This window comes from Aureimonas phyllosphaerae (assembly GCF_900113065.1).
GTDB lineage: Bacteria > Pseudomonadota > Alphaproteobacteria > Rhizobiales > Rhizobiaceae > Aureimonas > Aureimonas phyllosphaerae.
Genome location: NZ_FOOA01000013.1, coordinates 93,262 through 113,360, shown reverse-complemented (window position 1 = coordinate 113,360; position 20,099 = coordinate 93,262). Strand labels below are relative to the sequence as shown.

The 20,099-nt window shown below is 65.1% G+C and carries 16 protein-coding genes and 2 tRNA genes; 8 read left to right on the top strand and 10 right to left on the bottom strand.

Going from position 1 to position 20,099, the window contains the following annotated elements; genetic code table 11:
• A partial coding sequence (locus tag BM175_RS15575; RefSeq protein WP_139224659.1) for a transposase occupies positions 1-255 on the bottom strand: 255 nt, incomplete at its 3' end.
• Between the two features lie 277 nt (positions 256-532).
• On the opposite strand from BM175_RS15575, the gene BM175_RS15570 reads away from it, so the two are divergent.
• A complete protein-coding gene (locus tag BM175_RS15570) occupies positions 533-766 on the top strand; it encodes a hypothetical protein (protein ID WP_090964574.1) in 234 nt (77 codons plus the stop codon).
• 474 nt (positions 767-1,240) lie between these two features.
• The gene (locus BM175_RS22440; RefSeq protein WP_139224658.1) at positions 1,241-1,453 is read left to right on the top strand and encodes a hypothetical protein; all 213 of its coding nucleotides are present in this window, start codon (positions 1,241-1,243) and stop codon (positions 1,451-1,453) included.
• Positions 1,454-2,120: 667 nt separating this feature from the next.
• On the opposite strand, the gene BM175_RS22770 is transcribed toward BM175_RS22440, so the two are convergent.
• From BM175_RS22770 to pcsA, 3 genes are all read right to left on the bottom strand, one after another.
• Positions 2,121-2,197: transfer RNA gene (locus BM175_RS22770), tRNA-Ser, on the bottom strand.
• A gap of 378 nt (positions 2,198-2,575) precedes the next feature.
• On the bottom strand, positions 2,576-3,553 hold the full coding sequence (locus tag BM175_RS15565; RefSeq protein WP_090964573.1) for a quinone oxidoreductase family protein: 978 nt from the start codon (positions 3,551-3,553) through the stop codon (positions 2,576-2,578).
• Positions 3,550-4,284 carry a phosphatidylcholine synthase gene (gene pcsA / locus BM175_RS15560; RefSeq protein WP_244546031.1) on the bottom strand — a complete coding sequence of 245 codons (735 nt, stop codon included), beginning with the start codon at positions 4,282-4,284 and terminating at the stop codon, positions 3,550-3,552. Before pcsA ends, BM175_RS15565 begins: the two co-directional genes overlap by 4 nt.
• Between pcsA and BM175_RS15555 the strand changes: the two genes are divergently transcribed.
• Positions 4,177-5,754, top strand: coding sequence for a UbiH/UbiF family hydroxylase (locus BM175_RS15555; RefSeq protein ID WP_244546030.1), 1,578 nt, complete (start codon positions 4,177-4,179; stop codon positions 5,752-5,754). The two genes, pcsA and BM175_RS15555, sit on opposite strands and share 108 nt — an antisense overlap.
• 9 nt (positions 5,755-5,763) lie before the next feature.
• The gene (hspQ, locus tag BM175_RS15550; protein WP_090964570.1) at positions 5,764-6,102 is read left to right on the top strand and encodes a heat shock protein HspQ; all 339 of its coding nucleotides are present in this window, start codon (positions 5,764-5,766) and stop codon (positions 6,100-6,102) included.
• 67 nt (positions 6,103-6,169) lie between these two features.
• Here the strand turns inward: hspQ and BM175_RS15545 are convergent, their stop codons facing one another.
• On the bottom strand, positions 6,170-6,721 hold the full coding sequence (locus tag BM175_RS15545) for an invasion associated locus B family protein (RefSeq protein WP_090964596.1): 552 nt from the start codon (positions 6,719-6,721) through the stop codon (positions 6,170-6,172).
• A 271-nt stretch (positions 6,722-6,992) separates the two neighbouring features.
• On the opposite strand from BM175_RS15545, the gene BM175_RS15540 reads away from it, so the two are divergent.
• Positions 6,993-8,855: an extracellular solute-binding protein gene (locus tag BM175_RS15540; RefSeq protein ID WP_244546029.1), complete on the top strand. Its 1,863-nt coding sequence runs from the start codon at positions 6,993-6,995 to the stop codon at positions 8,853-8,855.
• 7 nt (positions 8,856-8,862) lie between these two features.
• Here the strand turns inward: BM175_RS15540 and mfd are convergent, their stop codons facing one another.
• Together mfd and BM175_RS15530 are read right to left on the bottom strand one after the other, a co-directional pair.
• Entirely contained in the window at positions 8,863-12,375 is a 3,513-nt protein-coding gene (gene mfd, locus BM175_RS15535) for a transcription-repair coupling factor (RefSeq protein WP_425285282.1), read from the bottom strand.
• A complete protein-coding gene (locus BM175_RS15530) occupies positions 12,372-12,668 on the bottom strand; it encodes an FAD assembly factor SdhE (protein ID WP_090964568.1) in 297 nt (98 codons plus the stop codon). The genes mfd and BM175_RS15530 overlap by 4 nt, the downstream gene beginning before the upstream one ends.
• Before the next feature lie 132 nt (positions 12,669-12,800).
• Here BM175_RS15530 and recG point away from each other — a divergent pair, with 132 nt between their 5' ends.
• Positions 12,801-14,909 (top strand): ATP-dependent DNA helicase RecG, encoded by a 2,109-nt coding sequence (gene recG / locus BM175_RS15525; RefSeq protein ID WP_090964566.1) that lies wholly within the window; start codon positions 12,801-12,803, stop codon positions 14,907-14,909.
• Positions 14,910-14,912: 3 nt separating this feature from the next.
• Here recG and glmS read toward each other — a convergent pair whose 3' ends face one another.
• The 3 genes from glmS to BM175_RS15510 all read right to left on the bottom strand — a co-directional run bounded on the left by glmS (position 14,913) and on the right by BM175_RS15510 (position 18,966).
• Positions 14,913-16,739, bottom strand: a complete 1,827-nt coding sequence (gene glmS, locus BM175_RS15520; protein ID WP_090964564.1) for a glutamine--fructose-6-phosphate transaminase (isomerizing) — start codon at positions 16,737-16,739, stop codon at positions 14,913-14,915.
• Between the two features lie 90 nt (positions 16,740-16,829).
• The gene (gene glmU, locus BM175_RS15515) at positions 16,830-18,182 is read right to left on the bottom strand and encodes a bifunctional UDP-N-acetylglucosamine diphosphorylase/glucosamine-1-phosphate N-acetyltransferase GlmU (protein WP_090964562.1); all 1,353 of its coding nucleotides are present in this window, start codon (positions 18,180-18,182) and stop codon (positions 16,830-16,832) included.
• 43 nt (positions 18,183-18,225) lie between these two features.
• Positions 18,226-18,966, bottom strand: coding sequence for a cytochrome c biogenesis CcdA family protein (locus BM175_RS15510; RefSeq protein ID WP_090964560.1), 741 nt, complete (start codon positions 18,964-18,966; stop codon positions 18,226-18,228).
• Positions 18,967-19,117: 151 nt separating this feature from the next.
• Between BM175_RS15510 and BM175_RS15505 the strand changes: the two genes are divergently transcribed.
• Positions 19,118-19,193, top strand: a tRNA-Lys gene (locus tag BM175_RS15505).
• Positions 19,194-19,212: 19 nt separating this feature from the next.
• Positions 19,213-20,091 carry a nucleoside triphosphate pyrophosphohydrolase gene (mazG, locus tag BM175_RS15500; RefSeq protein ID WP_090964558.1) on the top strand — a complete coding sequence of 293 codons (879 nt, stop codon included), beginning with the start codon at positions 19,213-19,215 and terminating at the stop codon, positions 20,089-20,091.
• The last annotated feature ends 8 nt before the right edge of the window (positions 20,092-20,099 follow it).

The window sequence follows — 20,099 nt, the reverse complement described above, 5'->3', positions numbered from 1 at the left end:
TTTCAAGATCAGCTTCTCCAGCGTCAGGTCCGACACGGCCTTGCGCAGGCGCTCGTTCTCCTTCTCGAGGTCCTTCAAACGCTTCACCTGGTCGGACTTCAGCCCACCGAACTCCTTGCGCCACCGGTAGTAGGTGAACGGCGTCACGCTGATCGTACGGATCGCTTCCGCAACCGGGCGGCCTTGCGACAGCAACACGTCGACCTGCCTCAGCTTGGCGACGATCTCTTCCGGCTTGTGCTTCTTCTGTCCCATTCTCGTGTCCTCCAGCGGCTCAAAAGCCTACTTCACGGAGGGCCACTTTTCAGGGGGCAGGCCAAAGCCGCTACGGGAACAGCGATTATTCTCTAAAGCTTTTGGAAGTGATAACCGCGAATGCGTCGTTTGCGACACACTCAGGGGTTGGCAGAGCACCTTCCGGTTCATTCCAAAATTGCACCGGCAGTGCGTTTGGGATCTCATAGCTTAAGGCGACAGACTTGCGAAAGCCCGCTGTTGTTTCTGACGGCTTCAGCTCCTGTGAGACCTTCCCTTGTCCCCTCGAACCCTGAAGCTCGTTCTGTCTGTCGTTCTGCTGGTGGCGGTTGCCGTCTATGCCTATCGCTGGTTCACGCTCGACAGCGCGGCCGATCTCGCTCGAACCGATCGATGCGAAGAGTACCGCCAGGCAGATCAGCGGCTGGAAGCCGGACTGGAAAGCGAGATCGCAGCCGATCCGGCAGAGATTGCGATGGTTCTCGATGAGTGCGAGCGGCAGGGGCACTGAGCCCGGCCATCGCGCGCCGATGCTTCAGCTTGTCCGCTTTCACCATGTTTCCAGTGGATGGAGCCGTTAACTCCAACCCTAGCAGGCGTTCGGGTAATCCTTACCCATTCCTTAATGGCGGGGTGGGTTATGAGCGACGGCACGAGGGGGTGGACGGACCAGATCGCACTGGTTGCTGTCAGAGCGAAGGAGTTGGCCGTGCCTCGGCAAGAGGCTGACGGCCCGAACGTCTACCTGCGATATCGCGCGGAGCGGAGCCTAGAAGCAGTGTTGCAAGCAATCGGCTCGGATCAGTCCGTTCGACGCACGCTACAGCATTGAGCCGGCTCGACGTTTTGAAGGAATGCGGAACTGGACGAGGTCGATCACCCGTCTAGGTCGCGGCAATCATTCGACCATCCCAACAACACCGCCGATCCAAGCTTGGCGTCAGCTTCGCCTTAGAAGCTTGCGCTGTAACGTACTGAGAATGTCATGAGCCCGATGCAGGCTGTCCTGTTCAATGAGGAAACGAGGTCGTTCAATATCGGGCGTCGCGGTCGTGGCCTGACCCGCGATGAGATGGTCCGTATGGAAGGCGCGCACGCTGCCCATTGCGGCTACTGCCGGCACGACCATCCGTACCGGTCGCAAAGCGCCGACGGTTTGTCCTGGCGCGCTGGCCTCGACGGTGCGAAGTCCAACTGAGGATTGGACCAAACCGACGTCAAGTCCCACATTGCAGTCGAAGGCCGCGGCACCCCTCCTCCGCCGAGCAGGCAGCTGTAATTCGATAGTCAGGTGCTGAGGCGCGGCGCGACCATCTAAACGTTCGCCCGGGCAGCCCAGAATGCGAACGGTAGGCGATGGGCGTGAGGGCGCAGGACATCAGATGCTTCCTAAGCAGCTTTGACCTTTACGCTGTTTCCTTAAAACCGGAGCGGCCGTGCCTGCTGAACTCAACGTTGAGAACCGCAACACTAACAGCACCTAAATCGCATCTTGAACACTCAGAAAGCTCGCTAGGCAGCGGCCGCATGACAGCGCTTCGACGCCACTCGACCTTTGACTGCCTATCTTCGAACGCCTTTCGCGCTGAATGCGTCATTCGTAAAGTCGCTATGCCGATTTGGAGGTCAGCTGTCGCGCGCAACGCCCCCGAAAACCAAGACGGAAGCTCAAGCAACGCACGATTCCGCACCTGCGACAACGTGATCGCGATCGTGGTCCAGTCCAGCTCGTCCGGTATCGACGAAGGAACACGTCGCGAACGAGCTGCTACCATTTTGCTACCGAAAGCGGTAGCACGGAGCCGGACAAAACAGGACGGGAACGGACTTTCGGCCGCGATTTGCGATACTTATCAGCACGTTGACGGATAGGATTGGACGGGCGCGGACGCCCGCAACCGAATTTCAAGACCGCTGCCTTAAACCACTCGGCCACCCATCCCAGCCGAAGACGACGCGCGACCCCGGGCTTTCGGCTTCAGCGCCAAGCTCTCGCCAGCGTCAACCGGCCGAAGGGCGACTCCGGCTGCGGCATCACCTATATGACCGATCAGACGACGCCTGCCGCCTGGCGGGACTCAAAGCCGCAGGAGCCAAACCATTGATCGAAGCCCCCCGTCCGCGACGCTCGCTTCTCTGGTTGGTGATCGGGGCGATTGCCGTCGTCGGTATCGTCGGCAACGTCGCTATCGCAGTCTGGCTTCTGGCCGGTAGCGTCTGACCGAGGCCCTCCACCGGGCTTGGAACCGGCCGCGGCTTCCGTCATTTCCAATGCGAATGCGACCTCACGCGACAGTCGGCAGCGACGGTCTGCGATCGCTTATCGCATCGTCAGAATTGAAATCCCGGTCGTGCGACGTCCTTCGAGATCCCGGTGCGCGCGCGCGGCTTCGGACACGGGGTAGCGTTGGTCGATCCGCACCCTGACGGCACCGCTCCGGACCACATCGAACAGCGCGTTGGCGCTCTCTTCGAGCTCGGCTCGCGTCGCCGTGTAGCCGAACAGGCTCGGCCGGGTGACATAGAGCGATCCCTTTTGGTTCAGGAGCGCGAGGTCGAAGTTCTCGATCGTCCCTGAGGACTGGCCGAAGCTGACAAACAGGCCGCGACGCTTCAGGCAGTCGAGGCTTGCCGGATAGGTGTCCCGGCCGACCGAATCGTAGACCACGTCGCATTTCGCGCCGTTGGTGATGTCGGCGACGCGTTCCACGAAGTTTTCTGTCCGGTAGTTCACGACGTGATCGTAGCCGTGGTCCAGCGCGAGGCGAACCTTGTCATCCGAACCCGCGGTTCCGATTACCGTCGCGCCGAGATGCTTTGCCCACTGGCCGGCGATCAGCCCGACACCGCCGGCGGCCGCATGGATCAGGATCGTATGCCCCGGCCCGACGGGAAACGTCCGGCGCAGCAGGTATTCTGCCGTCATGCCCTTCAGCATGATGCCGGCCGCAACCTCGTCGCTGATGCCCTCGGGGATGCGCACCGCGCCTGTTGCAGCGACATTGATCTCTTCAGCGTAGGTTCCGCTTGCGCCGGCGTAGGCGACCCGATCGCCCTCCGCAAAGCCGGTGACGTCTCGGCCGACCGAGACGACGGTACCCGCCCCTTCCTTGCCTGGGACGAACGGGAAGGACGGCGCCTTGTACGTTCCGTTCCTGAAATACACGTCGATGAAGTTGAGACCCGCGGCGCTCTGACGAACGCGCAACTCGCCGGGACCCGGCGGCGCGAGATCCTGCTCGCGCCACTGCATGACCTCGGGACCGCCGGTGGCGTCGATGACCATGGCGTGCGTCATTCGTAGAACTCCTGTTCCGCTGAGCGACCGCGAAGGCGATCGAGGAGCTGAAGAACGGCACCGATCGAAAACAGGTAGATAGCCGAGAGCAGGATGCCGGCTCGCACCCATATCGGCGAGTCGAAGGCGAAGAGGAGCGCGATCACGCCAAAGACGCACCAAAGGCCCAGAATGGTCAGATTGAGCGCCCGCAGGCGCACGACGCGGACCGGATGCAGGAACTTGATCGGCAGGAAGGTGGTCGCCGCGCACAGCACCACGAATAGGAAAGCCATCCACTCGTTCGGTGTCGCCGCGAATAGGGTGAAGACGACCATGTTCCAGGTGACCGGGAAGCCGCGGAAGAAGTTGTCCTTCGTCTTCATGCGCGTGTCCGCATAGTAGACGGCGCTGGTGATCACGATGAGGGCCGCGGCGACGAACGACAGCGGCCGGCCGATCATCCCCGATTGATAGAGAGCGAAAGCGGGGATCAACACATAGGTCGAATAGTCGATGATCGCGTCCAGCATATCGCCGGACCAGTTGGGAAGACGCCGCTTGATATCGACGCGCCGAGCCAGCGGTCCATCGATGCCGTCGACGAACAAGGCCAGACCAAGCCAGGCGAACATATCGACCCAGTGCCGCTCGGCCGCCGCGATGATCGCCATGAACGCCCAGAAAGCGCCGCTGGCGGTCAGCAGGTGGACGGTGAACGGGCGCCACTGCCTGAAATCAAAACCTGCCACGCGCTTCGCTTCTTCTATCGCCATTCACGTGAAGTAACGCAGCCATCCCGCCATTGCCATCCGCTCGGCGTCGCGTATCTCCAGAATGTGTTGAAAGACGCCCGCATGCTCCCGCGCCGCCCGTACGGCCGGTCGCGGCAGCGACGTTGGGGCGAAACGGAACGGTCGGCGTTGCCGGGAGCGCATCTGAGGCGATGGAATCGTCCGCAGTTGTGTCCGAGCCACGCGCGAGCAGGAGTGCGACGCTTGAACCCATCGCGTCATGAAATCGGTATCGTCGGCGGCGGCCTGGCGGGCGCCAGCGCTGCGCTGGCCTTCGCGCAGGCGGGGTTCGACACGGTGCATATTGCCGCACCGCATCGTCACGACGGTCGGTCGACCGCTCTCATCGGACCATCGGTGCGGTTCCTCGAACGGCTTGGGATTGTTCAAGCGCTGGAGGAGCGCGCGCAGCCCATGTTCGCCATGAGGCTCGTCGACGATACGGGACGCCTCCTACGGGCGGCGCCGGTCGAGTTTCGAGCCGCCGAGATCGGCCTCCCGTATTTCGGACTGAACGTCCTGAACCGGGAACTCCTGGAAACTCTGACCCAGGAGTCCGGTAAGGTTGCCGATCGCCTGACCCATGTCGAGGAGCCCGTCGTTTCGGTCGATCTCGAACCCGAGCGCGCGACGGTCCGTACCGAAAGCGGTCGCACGATCTCGTGCCGCCTCCTCGTCGGGTCCGATGGGCGTCATTCGGTCGTCCGCACGGCGATGCAGGCGCCGGTTCGCACGTGGAGTTACCCGCAGGTCGCACTGGTCCTGAACTTCGGTCACCAGCGGGATCATGAAGGCATCTCGACCGAGTTCCACACCGCGACCGGTCCGTTCACGCAGGTCCCTCTGCCGGGCCGTCGATCCTCGCTGGTCTGGGTGGAAACACCCGACGAAGCGCTGCGGCTGAAGGATCTGAGGGTCGAAGACATTTCGCGCGAAGTCGAGCGACGCCTCCACTCCATCCTCGGGGCCGTGGAGGTCGAGGAGCCGATCCAGAGTTTCCCTCTATCGGGTGCATCGGTCTCGCGGCTGTCCGGCCTGCGCTCGGCGCTTGTCGGCGAGGCCGCCCACGTCTTCCCGCCGATCGGCGCGCAGGGGTTGAACCTCGGGATCCGCGATGTGGAGGCGCTTCTGGATGTCGCGCTGGACCATCGCGACGATCCTGGCGGCACAGCGATGCTGGCTGCCTACGAAGCCCGGCGTCGCGCCGACGTCGCCACGCGCACGGCGGCGGTCGACCTTCTGAACCGTTCGCTCCTGACCGGCTTCCTGCCGGTACAGGCCGCGCGCGCTATCGGCCTCGGCGCGCTGGCGTCCGTTCCGGCGCTTCGTCATGCGCTGATGCGGGAGGGTGTGCAGCCGGGGTCGGCGCTCGCAGGAATTGCTGCGCGGGTGCGCTCGCTCTTGCCGGGGCAGCGCGCTTCTGGGTAAGGGGCGCTTATGAGCCTCCGCCAGTCCAAGACCGCCCGCTTCTCCATCGGACAGATCGTCCGCCACCGGTTATTTCCGTTCCGGGGCGTGATCTTCGACGTCGATCCCGAATTCGACAACACGGAGGAATGGTATCAGTCCATTCCCGAGGAGATGCGGCCGCGCAAGGACCAGCCGTTCTACCATCTCCTCGCGGAGAACACGGAGACGGAGTACGTCGCCTACGTTTCCGAGCAGAACCTTCTGCCAGACAGCGAGGGTGGCCCCGTACGCCATCCGCAGATCGCCGAGATCTTCGATGGCCCCGTGGACGGCGCCTACGTGCTGAAGGAGACGAACCTCAACTAAGTGCGGCCCGGAAACGAGAACGGCGGCTCAAGAACCGCCGTCCGCGTGTCTAGAGGTGGGTCGCTGGTTACTGCGCGGCGGTTTCCTTGGCCTTGGTCTGCGCTTCCTCGAAACGCTGGCGGCGGGCCTCGGCCTGGCTCTGCAGCGCCTCGTTCAGCTGCTGCTGGCGCTGGGCGAGTTCCGGCTCGGCGCGCGCCGGGCCGTCGTAGGCGCCGGTGAAGCCGGACAGGGTGATCGTGATCGGGTTGGGCTGGCGCTGGAAGTTCACCGAGGTGACCTTCAGGTTGGTGCCCTTCTTCATGGAGGCGACGACGGCGTCCGACAGTTCGACCTCGGCGATGCAGCGATCCGGGAAGCAGACCGAGTAGTTCAGCGTCTGCGGCTTGTTGCCGTCGATCTGCATCTGCACGCCGGCCGGAATCACGCGGCCGGTCGGCACCACGGCCTGCAGCACCTTCTGCTTCACCTTGCCGTTGACGTTGATGAGGTTCACCGCCGTGATGAGCTGACGGGTGTCGGCGATCATCGTGTACTGCGTGTTGCAGATCTCGTTCTCGCCCTGCTTGGAGCAGACCTTGAACCATTCGGCCGGGACCTGCTGGGCCTGGGCCTGGGCCATCGCGCCCGTTGCCGGCACGGCGGCCAGGAGAGCAAGGCCGGCGATCGTGGCGGCGCGCTGGCGGGCGGAAAAGCGGGTTCTCACGGGTTGTGCATCCTTCTTTGGCGGAATGGCTCTGTCCGGTCGGCGCCTTCCATAGCGACCTGTGCGGTCGTCTGCAAATACGGCCGTTTGAAGACCTGCGCGAAGCTTGCGTCGAGCCTGCGGGAGGTAGGCAAGGCTTTGTGCTTTCGGTAGTTTCCCGCCCGAAATGGATGGAGTGCCCGCGACCATGACCTTCGGCCGAATGGCTTCGAACCGCCGTCTCCGGCTGATTTCCGCAGCCCTGTGTCTTCTCGTGCTCGGCTCCCCCGCGCGCGAGGCCGCAGCCGAACCGCGCCATGCCATCGCGATGCAGGGCGAGCCGAAGCTGCCGGTTGGGTTCGACCACTTCCCCTATGCCGATCCATCGGCGCCGAAGGGCGGGCGCATGGTCTACGGCGTCTTCGGCGACTTCGATAATCTCAACCCGGTCAGCGTCCGCGGCGCCCTGACGACGGCGCGGGGCATCTTCGGCGACCAGGAGTTCGGCAACCTCGTGTACGAGCCGCTGATGCAGCGCTCCATGGACGAGGCGTTCACGCTCTACCCGCTGATCGCAAAAACCGTCGAGACCGATGACGAGCGGACCTTCGTCGAGTTCCAGCTCGATCCCGCGGCCCGCTTCTCCGACGGCCGCCGGATCCGCCCGCAGGACGTGATCGCGACCGCCGATCTCTTGAAGGTTCAAGGCAGCGTCCGGCCTCAATACTCCAACTGGCTCTCGAAGGTCGCGAAGGTCGAGCTGGCCGGACAGAACGGCGTCCGCTTCACCTTCAACGAGAAGGCCGATCGCGAATTGCCGCTCCTCCTCGCCGGCCTGCCGGTACTGCCTGAGGACGCGTTCGACGCGACGACCATCACCCAGACGACGACGAAACCGCCGATCGGGTCCGGCCCCTACCTCGTCGACCGCGTCGAGCCGGGTCAACGTATCACCTACCGTCGCAATCCCGATTACTGGGCGAAGGACCTCGCGACCAAGCGCGGTCTCGACAACTACGACGAGATCGTCGTCGAGTACTACCGCGACCAGAACGCCCAGTTCGAGGCGTTCAAGAAGGGTCTGTCGTCGGTCTATCTCTACCAGCAGCCGAACCCGCGACACTGGCGTACGGCCTACAATTTCCCGGCCGTGGCTGAAGGGAAGGTCATCAAGGACGTCTTCCCGAACGGCCGTCCCGCGAACTTGAACGCCTTCTTTTTCAACGCGCGGCGTCCGATGTTCTCCGACCCGCAGGTGAGACGCGCGCTCGGCATGGTGTTCGACTTCGAGTGGGCGAACGCCAACCTCTTCTACGACGCCTACACGCGCATGAGCGGCTATTTCGACAACTCCGAACTTTCGAGCATCGGACGGCCGGCCGACGCGCTGGAGCAGGAGCTTCTGGCGCCCTACGCCGGCCGTATCGATCCCGCCGTGATGGACGGCCGTTTCCGCCAGCCGGTCGCGGACGGCACAGGCGCCGACCGCACGGTGCTGCGCGAGGCGTTCGATCTTCTCCAGTCCCTCGGCTATCGTCTCGAGGGCACCCGCATGGTGACGCCGGACGGCGCACCGGTGGCGTTCGAGATTCTCGTCCAGTCGACCGATCAGCAGAGGATCTCGCTCGCCTGGGCGCGTACCCTGTCGCGCATCGGCGTGACGGCGACGGTCCGGCAGGTGGACGACGCACAGTACCAGAAGCGGAAGCAGAGCTTCGACTACGACGTCCTGATCTCGGCCTTCTCGGGCACGCTGTCGCCCGGTGCAGAGCAGATCAATCGGTGGGGTTCGGCGGCGAAGGATCGACCCGGCTCGTTCAACTACGCCGGCGTCGCCAATCCGGCGGTGGACGCGCTGATCGCGAAGATGGTCGCGGCGCGTTCGCGCGAGGACTTCGTCTCCTCGGTGCGCGCCTACGACCGGTTGCTGATCTCCGGGTTCTACGTGGTGCCGCTCTACTACGTGCCGGAGCAATGGATGGCGCGCTGGTCGACCGTGCACCATCCCACCGTCACGCCGCTGACCGGCTACTATCTGCCGGCGTTCTGGATCGCCGACGAGAAGAGTTGAAGGCGGCTCACGCCGCCTTCTTCAGCGTCTCGTCGGCGAAACGGGCAAGCTGCGTGGCGACGGACGCCGCGCCGTTCAAACGCTGCTCCGGCTTTGGCCAGTCGCGCATCAGAACGATGGACTGGTCGGGACGGATCTTGGCCGACACGCCCTGTTCCGAAATGTAGCGCACCAGAGCGGCAGTGTTGGCGAAGCTCTTGTCGCGGAAGTGGATGACGATGCCCTTCGGTCCGGCGTCGAGCTTCTCGATGTTGGCGCGGCGGCACAGCGCCTTGATGAAGACGACCTTCAGGAGATGCTCGACCTCCACCGGCATCGGCCCGAAGCGGTCGATCAGTTCGGCGCCGAAGGCATCGATCTCGCGCGCTTCCGTCAGGTCCGCCAACCGCCGGTACAGCGTCATGCGAAGCTGGAGATCCGGCACGTAGCCCTCTGGAATCATGACCGCCGTGCCGAGCGTGATCTGCGGCGACCAGGAGCCGTCGTTCTCGACCTCGACTCCCTTCATCTCGGCGACTGCCTCCTCCAGCATCTGCTGGTAGAGTTCGAAGCCGACCTCCTTGATATGGCCGCTCTGCTCGTCGCCGAGAAGATTGCCGGCGCCGCGCTGGTCGAGGTCGTGGCTTGCCAGCTGGAAGCCGGCTCCCAGCGTATCCAGCGACTGCAGGACCTTCAGGCGCCGGTCGGCCCCTGCCGTCGGGGTCTTGTTCGCCGGGATCGTCATCAACGCATAGGCGCGCTGCTTCGACCGGCCGACGCGACCACGCAGCTGATAGAGCTGGGCCAGACCGAACATGTCGGCTCGGTGGACGATCATCGTGTTGGCTGAGGGAATGTCGAGGCCGGATTCGACGATCGTCGTCGACAGCAGCACGTCGTACTGCCCCTCGTAAAAGGCGTTCATGATGTCGTCGAGTTCGCCGGACGGCATCTGTCCGTGCGCGATCGCCACCTTCAGCTCCGGCACCTGCTCGTCGAGAAACTCCTTGATGCCCGCAAGGTCCGCGAGCCGCGGCGCGACATAGAAGCTTTGGCCGCCGCGATAGCGCTCGCGCAACAGCGTCTCGCGCACCACCAGCGGGTCGAATGGGGCGATGAAGGTGCGAACCGCCATGCGGTCGACCGGAGCCGTGGTGATCAGCGAGAGCTCGCGCACGCCCGTCAGCGCCAATTGCAGCGTGCGTGGGATCGGCGTCGCCGACAGCGTCAGGACGTGGATGTCCGACTTCAGCTCCTTCAGCCGCTCCTTGTGCTTGACGCCGAAGTGCTGCTCCTCGTCGATGATCAGGAGCCCCAGCTGCTTGAAGTCGACCGCCTTGCCGAGCAGCGCATGGGTGCCGACGACGATGTCGATCTGCCCTTCCTTCAGGCCCTTCTTCGTCTCATTGAGTTCTTTCGTCGTCACCAGTCGCGAGGCCTGCGCGAGGTTCAGCGGCAGGCCGCGGAAGCGCTCGGAGAAGGTCTTGAAGTGCTGGCGCGCCAGAAGCGTCGTCGGCACGACGACAGCGACCTGCAGCCCGTTCATCGCGGCGATGAAGGCAGCGCGCAGCGCGACCTCCGTCTTGCCGAAGCCGACGTCGCCACAGACCAGCCGGTCCATCGGCTTTCCAGCCGACAGGTCGTCGGCCACCGCGTCGATCGCGTTCTGCTGGTCCTCGGTTTCCTCGTAGGGGAAGCGCGCCTGGAACTCGCCCCACAGCCCTTCCGGCGGCAGGAGCTTCGGCGCGCCGCGCATCTCGCGCTCGGCGGCGATGCGGATCAGACCGCCCGCCATGTCGAGAAGGCGCTTCTTGAGCTTCGCCTTGCGCGCCTGCCAGGCTCCGCCGCCGAGCTTGTCGAGGATCGCCTCGGAGCCCTCGCCGCCATAGCGCGAGAGAAGCTCGATGTTTTCGACCGGCAGGAACAGCCTGTCGTCGTTGGCGTAGCGCAGTTCCAGGCAGTCGTGCGGCGCGCCGGCCGCCTCGATCTTGCGAAGACCGACAAAACGGCCGATGCCGTGATCGACGTGAACGACGATGTCGCCTTCGTCGAGACCGGTGACTTCGGAAATGAAGTCCGCGCCGCGCTTCTTCTTCCGGCCGCGCCGGACGAGACGATCGCCGAGGATATCCTGCTCGCCGACCACCGCGATGCGGTCGGTCTCAAAGCCCGCCTCGATGCCGAGGACGGCCGTCGCGATGATGTTCCGGCCGACCTCGAGTGCCTTGGCGTAGCTTTCGACCGGCTTGATATTACCGAGTCCGTGCTCTTCGACGACCTGCGTCAGGCGCTCGCGCGACCCCTCGGACCAAGCCGCTAGGATGACCTGCTTGCCGCCGGCGCGAAGACGCGAGATGTGGTCGACAGCGACCTTGAAGACGTTGACGTCCTCGGCCTGACGTTCGGCCGCGAAGTTGCGGCCGCGCTGCACGTCGAGGTTGACGACCTCGGTCTGGAAGCCCGCGTCGGTGATGGCGTAGGCCGACAAGCGTATGGGATCGGCGCCGGCGATCCGGCCGTTCAGTTCGTCGTCGGTGAGGTAGAGCTCCTGCGGACCCAGCGGATTGTAGGGGACCGACCCCGCGCTCGCCTCCGCGATGCCGCGACGGCGCGCCTCGTAATAGTCGAGGACCAGCTTGCGCCGCTCGCCGATGGCCTCCACGACGAGATGGTCGAGCACGATCGGGAAGCCGTCGACGTAGTCGAACAGCGTCTCGACGCTCTCATAGAAAAGCGGCAGCCAATGCTCCATGCCGCTGAACCGGCGGCCATCGCTGATCGAGGTGTAGAGGGCATCGTCGCGCGAGGGTGCGCCGAACCGACGGACATAGTTCGTGCGGAATCGGGAGATGGTCTCTTCCGTGAGCGTCACCTCGGAGACCGGCGCGAGTTCGAAGCTCTTGCGCTGGCCGGTGGTCCGCTGGCTGGCCGGATCGAAGCTGCGGATCGATTCCAGCGTATCGCCGAAGAAATCGAGCCGCAGCGGCTCGTCGTCGCCCGGCGCGAACAGGTCAAGGATGCCGCCACGTACCGCGAATTCGCCGCGTTCGCGGACCGTGGTCTGCCGCTCGAAGCCGCCACGCTGCAGGACGCGGACGATGTGATCCATCGAGATGCGGCCGCTCGCCTTGGCCGAGATCGTCTCGTCCTGCAGCACCTTCAACGGCGGCATCTTCTGAAGCAGCGCGTTGGCGCTCGTCAGTATGATCGCGCGATGCGGGTCCTGCCGCAAGGCGCCGATCGCCGACATGGCCGACAGGCGACGTGCGGCCGCTTCCGACGACGGGCCCACCCGATCGTAGGGCAGACAGTCCCAGGCCGGCAGCGTCAGCACGGGCAGATCGGGCGCCACGAAGCGCAGCGCGTCTTCCAGTTCGCCCATCCGGTTGCCGTCGCGCATGACGAAGACGATGGGCTTCGAACCGCCGCGGTGGCGCGCGATTTCGGCCAGCAGGAACGGCTCGTAGCCATCCAGCACGTTGCCGATGCGAAGGCCGCCGCCCTTCTTCAGCTGCTTCTGAAGGACCGCCGCCGAACTCACGCCTGCGCCTCATCGTTCAACTCGTAGTACGATCGGATGCGGCGGAAGACCGGCGTGTCGTAGTTCGCCGGCGTCTCGGACGAGCCGGTCAGCCACGAGAAGAGATCGCGGTCGGGCGCCTCCATCAGGTGTTCGAACACGCCGAGCTCCTCGTCATCGAGCTTGTCGATCTCGGCATCGGCGAAGCGGCCGAGGACGAGGTCCATCTCGCGCGTGCCCCGGTGCCAGGACCGAAACAGCGCCTTGCGGCGGCGCGGGTCGAGGTCGGAGGAGGATCGCGTCGTGCCGGTCATCGCATCAGCCCGTCTTGTGAACAGAGATCGGGCCGGACGCCTGTCGCGCCCTTCCCGCTGCGATCCGATATAGGCGCCGGAGCGGGCGGTGTCAGCCTATGCGAGCGGGAGAACAGACGATAAACACCGCCCATGCGCCCTGCCGAACTCGATCCGCTTTTTGCCTCGGTCTCCACCGTTCAGGGTGTGGGCCCCAAACTGTCGAAGCTTCTCGACGGGCTTGTCTCGCCGCCAGGGGCTCAGGACGGCGCAAAGGTGCGCGATCTCCTGTTCCATCTGCCGAGCGGCGTCATCGACCGCCGCCGACGCGAGACGATCCGCGGCGCGCCGGATGGCATGCTGGTGACGCTTGAGTTGAGGATCGACCGCTACCAGTTTCCATCGCGCGAGGCGCGCAACCAGCCGACGCGCGTCATCGCCTTCGACGCGACGGACGAGATCGCCCTCACCTACTTCCGCGCCCAGCCGCAGTGGCTGGAGAAGCTCCTACCGCTCGGCGAAACGCTGCTCGTCTCGGGCAAGGTCGAGCGCTTCAACGGCCGCGCTTCGATGGTGCATCCCGATTTCGTCGGGCGGGCGGAGGATGCGGCCTCTCTGCCGCTGGTCGAGCAGGTCTATCCGCTCACCGCGGGCCTCTCGGGCAAGGTGCTGCGTCGGAGCGTCGACAGCGCGCTCGAGCGGCTGCCGACGTTGGCGGAATGGATCGAACCCGGCGTCTTCAAACGTGAAGGGTTCCCGACGTTCGCCGACGCCCTCGTCCAGCTTCACCGACCCACCGATCCAGCCGATCTCGCGTCTGACAGACCGGCTTTTCGCCGCCTCGCCTATGACGAACTTCTGGCCAGCCAGATGGCACTGGCGCTCGCGCGGGAGCGCGCACGTCGTAAGCCCGGACGCTCGCTGGGGGACGGCGGCGCGGTACGGGCGAGGGCCGAGGCGGCCCTGCCCTTCGCGCTGACTGAAGGTCAGCGACAGGTTCTGGCCGAGATCCACGCCGACATGGCCAAACCCGTGCGCATGCTCCGCCTTCTTCAGGGGGACGTCGGCGCCGGCAAGACCGTGGTTGCGCTCTTGGCGATGGCAGCGGCCAAGGAGTCCGGCGCGCAGTCGGCCCTGCTGGCACCGACCGAAATCCTTGCCCGTCAGCATTTCGCCGGTCTCACCCGCTACTGCGAAGCGGCCGGCCTGTCGATCGTCCTCCTGACGGGTCGCGACAACGGACGGGTGCGCACGGCCAAGCTCGAAGCCATCGCCAACGGCGAGGCCGATATCATTGTCGGCACGCATGCTCTGTTCCAGGACGATGTCGCCTACCACGATCTCGGCCTCGTGGTCGTGGACGAACAGCACCGCTTCGGCGTCCACCAGCGCCTGAGCCTGACGAGGAAAGGCCGCGCGCCGGACCTTCTCGTCATGACCGCGACGCCGATCCCGCGCACGCTGGTGCTCGCCGCCTTCGGCGACATGGACGTCTCGCGCCTTCACGGAAAGCCGGCCGGCCGCAAGCCGATCACGACGGTCGCCGTTCCCTTCGAGCGGCTGGACGACATCATCTCGCGCGCCCGCCAGGCGATCGAGGAAGGCGACAAGCTCTACTGGGTCTGCCCGCTGGTCGAGGAAAGCGACAAGAGTGAACTGACGGCGGCGGAAGAGCGCGCCGAAGTGCTGCGCCAGTTCTTCGGCGATCGCGTCGGCCTCGTTCATGGCCGGATGAACGCCGAGGATAAGGACCGCGTGATGGCCGACTTCAAGTCGGGCGCGACGCGGATCGTCGTCGCGACGACGGTCATCGAGGTTGGCGTCGATGTTCCTGACGCCTCGATCATCGTGATCGAGCATGCCGAACGGTTTGGCCTGTCGCAGCTTCACCAACTCCGCGGGCGGGTCGGGCGTGGCGACAAGGCCTCGTCCTGCGTGCTTCTCTACAAGGCGCCTCTCGGCGAAACGGCCAAGGCCCGCCTCGCCGTCATGCGCGAGAGCAACGACGGGTTCCGCATCGCGGAGGAAGACCTGCGCCTGCGCGGCGAAGGCGACCTCCTCGGCACTCGGCAGTCGGGCGTCCAGAGCTTTCGCATCGCCCGGCTGGAGGAGCACGCCGATCTTCTGGAGATCGCACGCGACGACGCGCGGCTGCTTCTTGCGACCGACAAGGACCTTGCCTCGCCCCGCGGCCAGGCGATCCGCAACCTCCTCTACCTCTTCGGCAAGGATGACGCGATCCGCCTCCTGCGCGCAGGGTAGGCGCTACTCGACGGTCACCGACTTTGCGAGATTGCGCGGCTGATCGACGTCCGTCCCCATCTGCACGGCCGTGTGGTAGGCGAGCAGCTGCAGCGGCACGCTGTAGACGATCGGCGTTAGGATTTCCGGCATTTCCGGCAACAGGATCGTGTGAGCGTTGACGCCCTTGCCGGCATCCGCACCACGCTCGTCGGTGAAGAGAATGATTCGCCCGCCGCGCGCGGCGACCTCCTGCATGTTGGAGACCGTCTTCTCGAACACGCGATCGTAGGGCGCAACGACGATCACCGGCATCGTCTCGTCGATCAGCGCGATTGGACCGTGCTTCAGCTCACCCGCAGCGTAACCTTCCGCGTGTATGTAGCTAATTTCCTTCAGCTTCAGCGCACCCTCCATCGCCAGCGGGAAGGAGAAGCCCCGACCGAGGAAAAGCGCATGACGATAGGTCGCCATCTCGCGTGCCAAAGCCTCGATCTCGTGCTCGACATGGAGCGCCGCGTTGACCATGCGCGGCGCCTCGGCCAGCGCCTGCGTCAGTTCAGACTCCTGCTCGGCCGACAGCACGCCGCGCTGCACGCCCGCACGAACCGACAGGGCCGCCAGTGCGGTCAGCTGGCAGGTAAAGGCCTTGGTCGACGCGACGCCGATCTCCGGCCCGGCCAACGTCGGTAGTGCCGCATCGGCCTCGCGCGCGATCGTCGACCCCTGCACGTTGACGATCGCCGCCGTCTTCAAACCTTCGGCCTTGGCATAACGGAGTGAGGCCAGCGTATCGGCCGTCTCACCCGACTGGGATACGAAGAGCGACAGATCGACGTCGCTTAAGGGGCTTTCGCGATAACGGAACTCCGACGCCACATCGAGGTCGCAGGCGATGCGGCCGTAGCGCTCGAAGTAGTAGCGCCCGACCATGCCGGCATAAAACCCGGTGCCGCAGGCCGAGATCGCCATGCGCCGGACGTCGGTGAAGTCGAGCTCGGCGCCCGCCGGAATGCGCGTGCGCCCAGTCGTCATGTCGACGAAGGCCCCGAGCGTGTGCCCGATCACCTCGGGCTGCTCGTAGATTTCCTTCTGCATGAAGTGGCGATGATTGCCCTTGTCGACATAGTGCTGCTTGCCGACCGATCGGCGACGCGGGCGCTCCACCGGACGGTTGTCGGCGTCGAATATCTGAGCGCCCTCGCGCCCGATCACGGCCCAGTCACCATCCTCAAGGTAGCTCACCTCGTCGGTGAAGGGCGAAAGCGCGATGGCGTCCGAGCCGAGAAACATCTCGCCCTCGCCATAGCCGATCGCGAGCGGCGGGCCCGAGCGGGCGGCCATGACGGTGGACGGATCGTCCTCGAACATCACAGCGAGCGCATAGGCACCGGTGATGGACTTCAGGAGCTTCTCCATCGCCTCGCGGCGGCCCGCGCCCCCATTCCGGTAGCGCGCGAGGAGATGCGCAACGACCTCGGTATCGGTCTGGCTGGCGAAATGCGCGCCCTCGGCCTGAAGGTCGCGCTTCAGTTCGGCGAAGTTCTCGATGATGCCATTATGAACGACGGCGACCCCATCGGCGAAATGTGGATGGGCGTTGGTCTCGTTGGGCACACCATGCGTCGCCCAACGGGTATGGCCGATGCCGATTGTGCCGGCCATCGGATCATCGGCCAGCCTGGCCTCGAGGTTGCGCAGCTTGCCCTCGGCGCGTCGACGATCAAGCGTCCCGCCATCGAGCGTCGCGATCCCTGCCGAATCGTACCCACGGTACTCCAGCCGCTTCAGCGCCTCGACGAGCCGCAGCGCCACGGGCTCCCGACTGACGATCCCGATGATGCCGCACATTGTCAAAGCCCTCGATTCGATCAAGCCCGGAGCCTAGCACGCTGGGCTCATCGCCATGTTAATGCTTTGGTTGAAGTCGACGACGGCCCGTCAGGTGCGGCCTGCCTTGCGAGCCGCGTTGCGCGCGTTGATCTCCGCGCCGCGCCCGGCCTTCGTCACCTGCCGCCCTCGCCCGATGGCCAAAGCCTCGTCCGGCACATCCTCCGTGACGACGCTGCCCGAGCCGACATAAGCGCCGTCGCCTATCACGATCGGCGCCACCAGCGACGAGTTCGATCCAATGAACGCGTCCGCGCCGATCGCCGTTCGGTACTTGTTGAAGCCATCGTAGTTACAGGTGATCGTTCCCGCACCGATGTTGGACCGCGGCCCGACCGACGCGTCGCCGAGATAGGTCAGATGGTTCACCTTCGCGCCCTCTGCGAGCTTGAGGTTCTTGGTCTCGACGAAGTTACCCACCCGAGCCTTGGGTTCGATCTCCGTGCCCGGTCGCAGACGTGCGAAGGGTCCGATCGAGACATCCGCACCGATCCGCGCCCCTTCAACATGCGAGAAGGCATGGATCACGGTGCCCGCAGCAATCGAGACGCCCGGACCGAAGACGACGTTCGGCTCCACGACGACATCGGCCTCGATCTCCGTATCCGCCGAGAAGAACACGGTCTGCGGCGCGACCAGCGTGACGCCGGCCGCCATCATCTCGGCGCGGCGTCGCTCCTGGAAGAGGTGTTCGATGCGAGCGAGGTCGGCTCGCGTGTTGACGCCCAGCGTCTCGACCTCGTCGGCCAACACCACGCGCACACCGAGACCATCGGCCCGCGCGATCTCGACCACATCGGTCAGATAGAACTCGCCCTTGGCATTCGCATTTTCGACGCGCTCGAGAAGCGACAGCGCATGCCGTCCGTCGAGCGCCATGACGCCGCTGTTGCAGAGGCGCACGCGCCGCTCCTCGGCGGTAGCATCCTTATCCTCTCGGATCGCCAAGAGCTGGCCGCCATCGAGAAGCAGCCGCCCGTAGCCGGCGGGATCGTCGGCCTCGAAACCAACGACGCAGACGGCAGCGCCATCGGCCAGCTGGATGCGCGCGCGGCGCAGCGTCTCGGCCGACAGGAGCGGTGTGTCGCCGAACAGGACGAGCACGTCGTCGTAGCCTTCCGCGATCTCCGCGCGCGCGGCCAGCACCGCGTGGGCGGTGCCGAGGCGCTCGGTCTGCTCGAAGCTCTGCGCGGGATGGCCGAGGGCGTTGCCGAGCTTGGTGACGGCCTCGGCGTCGCGGCCAACCACGAGGGCCACGGCGTCCGAGCCCGCATCTGCCGCGCTCGCCAGCACGTGAGCGACCAGCGCCCGCCCCGCGACCTCGTGCAGGACCTTGGTCCGACGTGACTTCATGCGGGTGCCTTCGCCAGCCGCCAGGACCACGGAAAGACAGGTTCTTGTCATGGATCGTTCTCCGGCCGACCCGCAGGGCTCGGCGTCGATGGGGTCAGCCGATTTGCTGGAAGGCGGGGAAAGTCTCAAGGAGCCAGAAGGCCATGGCCTGCATGCCCCCGGTCAAGAACAGGATGCCGGTGAGGACGAGGAGGCCACCCATCACCTTCTCGACGGTGCCGAGATGGGACCGGAATCCCTGCAGCGCACGCAGGAAGGCGCCCGAGAAGATCGCCGCGAGAAGAAACGGAATGCCAAGCCCGAGCGAATAGACCGCAAGAAGACCGGCACCGCTACCGACGGTCTGCGTCGAGCCGGCGACACCGAGGATCGCTCCGAGGACGGGCCCAATGCAGGGCGTCCAGCCGAAGGCGAAGGCAAGGCCCATCGCGTAGGCGCCGAGGAGACTGCCGCGCTCGGAAGGCGCCTGAAACCGTGCCTCGCGCGAAAGGAAGGCGATGCGGAAGACGCCGAGGAAGTTGAGACCCATGGCGATGATCGCAAGCCCGGCGACGATGCTCAACCAGTCGAGATTGGTCCGCAGGAGATAGCCGATCGAGCTGGCTCCCGCCCCAAGCGCCACGAATACGGTCGAGAAGCCGAGCACGAAAAGCGCGGAAGCTGCAACGATCCGCCCCTGCCCACGTACAGACACCCGCGAGGTCTGGCGCAGATCGTCCACGGAGACGCCGGCCATATAGCAGAGATACGGCGGCACCAGCGGAAGAACGCATGGGGACAGGAACGACAGGGCGCCTGCCACGAGTGCTGCCGAGAATGTCGGATCGGGAAGCAAGGTCGGCGGTACTCGTCTCGTGTTGCGGCGTCGATTTGTCCTGTCCTATCGCAGCGTCGAAATGCGGGCAAATGCGGGTTCGGCCGGTTGACCCGCCGGGTCCACCTTTCTATGGTCCGCCAGCTTTCAGCCGCGATCCTCGATCGCGTGCGAGCGCGTAGCTCAGTTGGTAGAGCAACGGACTTTTAATCTGTAGGTCCTGGGTTCGAGTCCCAGCGCGCTCACCATTCTCTGCCCGGTGATCCCATGCAGCCCTCCCAGGATATCGCGCGCCTCGTCGAGATCATGGCCGCCCTGCGGGACCCGACGACGGGCTGTCCCTGGGACATCGAACAGTCCTTCGATACGATCATTCCCTACACGATCGAGGAAACCTACGAGGTCGTCGACGCGATCGAGCGGCGCGACGCACAGGATCTCAAGGAGGAACTGGGCGATCTTCTGCTTCAGGTCGTCTACTACGCGCAGATGGCATCGGAACTTGGCCTCTTCCGCTTCGAGGACGTGGTCGAGGGAATCACGAACAAGATGATCCGACGGCATCCGCATGTGTTCGGCGACGCCGAGGCGCGCTCGGCACGCTCCGCGAAGGGGCAATGGGAACGGATCAAGGCGGAGGAGAAGCGGGAGCGACGCGAGGCCCGCGAGAAGGCTCGTGCGGCGTTTCCGGCTGACGCAGCTTTCGATGAATGGACGCCGGGTCGCGAAGAGAACCTGAATGGGCTCCTGGATTCGGTGCCAGGCGCCCTGCCCGCCTTGGCGCTTTCGCGCAAGATTCAGGAAAAGGCCGCGACCGTCGGCTTCGACTGGACCGAAGCCGCGCCGATCCTCGCCAAACTGCGCGAGGAGACGGACGAGTTCGAGGAAGCGGTTGCAGGCGACGATCCCGATGCGCGTGAGGCGGAACTCGGCGACATCCTCTTTACCGTGGTCAATCTCGCCCGTCGCTACGACATCGACCCCGATGCCGCGCTTCGCCGCACGGCGGCAAAGTTCCGCGCACGCTTTGCTGCGATGGAAGCCGAGGCCGTGCGGGAGGGACGAACCCTCGCCGAAATGAGCCTCGACGATCAGGAAACGCTGTGGCAACGCGCCAAGGGCTCGGAGAACCGCGGAAAACGCTAGGGACGAAA